This window comes from Streptomyces sp. NPDC003038, from assembly GCF_040611115.1.
Lineage (GTDB): Bacteria > Actinomycetota > Actinomycetes > Streptomycetales > Streptomycetaceae > Streptomyces.
Map to the genome: position 1 here is coordinate 1 of NZ_JBEXNN010000116.1, position 1556 is coordinate 1556.

Sequence of the window (1556 nt, forward strand, 5' to 3'; positions counted from 1 at the left end):
TAGACAGTCTGCCGGGTGACCGTGCCGGTTTTGATGTCGGTGCGGTGCCGCAGGATCTTCGCTGCCTGGACCGCGTGTGGGAAGTCCAGGCCCAGTAAATAATAAGTACGCCGCTGAAAAGTGAGAGGGCTGGTGGTGACGTGACCAGGGCTGATTCATAGTCCTGGCCGCGTCGATCAGTGAGCATTTTCAACTCACCCACCGATCGGGTGACGGGAGGCTCCAATTCCTGGTCACAGTCGTTCAGGCGGACGTTCTGAAGCTCAAGTTGAAAAGGCTCAGTGGGTCGCGTGCCTCGGCTTCTCCTCAAGCGTCCTGGCGATCACCCGCTCCACATCGGCATCGGTGATCTTCCGCGGGACACCAGGCCTGGGCTCCTCCGGCTGCTCCCGGAGATGCAGAACGGCAACCACTCACACGCCAAGATCCGCGCACTCGTCTAGCAGACCATGGCTGCCCCCAAACATGGCGACCCCTGCGCAAGCTGCCCTGCTCCACACCCGCATCACCAACCTCGTCCAACCCGTCGGCATATCCGGGCGCCCTCCGTCGGGGAACGCCGATTCCAATGCCGCCGCGGATCACATCGCGGCGCTGAACGACGGTCTTGCATAGATCCCCGACGCCCGCGCCACGGCACCGACGTCCTGCTCACGACTGGCGAGCTACACCACCACAAGGGACATGACCGTGGCCGATGAGCGTCGAGTAGTAACCCAGCCAGCCTATCCGAACCGTCATTAGGCCCGGAGCGCCATTAGCGTGGCTGTTGTGGCAGGGCCACTGACCCATGTCCGACCGGCCAGTCCACCAACACTCGTGTCCCTATTCCCGACGGAGGTAGCTGTGAGCTATTTGAACCGCCATATCGCCAAAACTGCTGGCACCCTCGCGCTCGCCAGCACGGCATTCTTTGTGTCCGCGCCTATTGCTTATGCCGACCACTCCCCATCGCGCACGGTGCAGGACACAGGGGTGCCGGAGTTCTCCACGGCTCTGCAGGCGCTCATTCGGGCCGCGATGACTAGCCCGGGCACAGCGCTTGAGACCGAAACAAAAGTCCTGCGTTCAGCCATCGACGCATGGGTCGCTAGTCTCATCGACAGTCTGCCCGGCGGATCTGCGCTGCCCGGTCTACCCGAGGAGAAGCATTCCCGTGTTGTAACTGAGGTGCCTGGGGTTGCTTCTGCTACCCCTTGAGCCTCCTCGTTTTGTTTTGAAAGCTGCTGACTGAACGTCTTGTGCTGCCGTCGCCGACTCGATCAGGATGCGGGCTCTTGGTCGTGGTCCGTGTCCGGGTACGACGTCTGGTGTGTCCTACCCGGAGGGTGTTCACTTCCTTGTGTAAGTGATGGTCTTGCTGGGTGCTGGTCGGGCCCGTCCTGACCTGGAGTTGTGACACGCCGTGAGTGAGCTTGTTCAGGTTGGCCGCTGATCGGGTGATGGCGGGGTGGCGTAACAGTGGCGTAACAGGCGAGGCCCTCGGGCTGTTGAGCGGGATGTCTGACGTCCGTAGCTCTTCAACACGGGGGCCTCGTTGGTTCCTTATCCTGCCG

The 1556-nt window shown here is 61.9% G+C and carries 1 protein-coding gene; it reads left to right on the forward strand.

The window, feature by feature from the left end; all coding sequences use genetic code 11:
• The first annotated feature begins 846 nt into the window (after window positions 1-846).
• A complete protein-coding gene (locus ABZX75_RS34350) occupies window positions 847-1200 on the forward strand; it encodes a hypothetical protein (protein ID WP_355418169.1) in 354 nt (117 codons plus the stop codon).
• The last annotated feature ends 356 nt before the right edge of the window (window positions 1201-1556 follow it).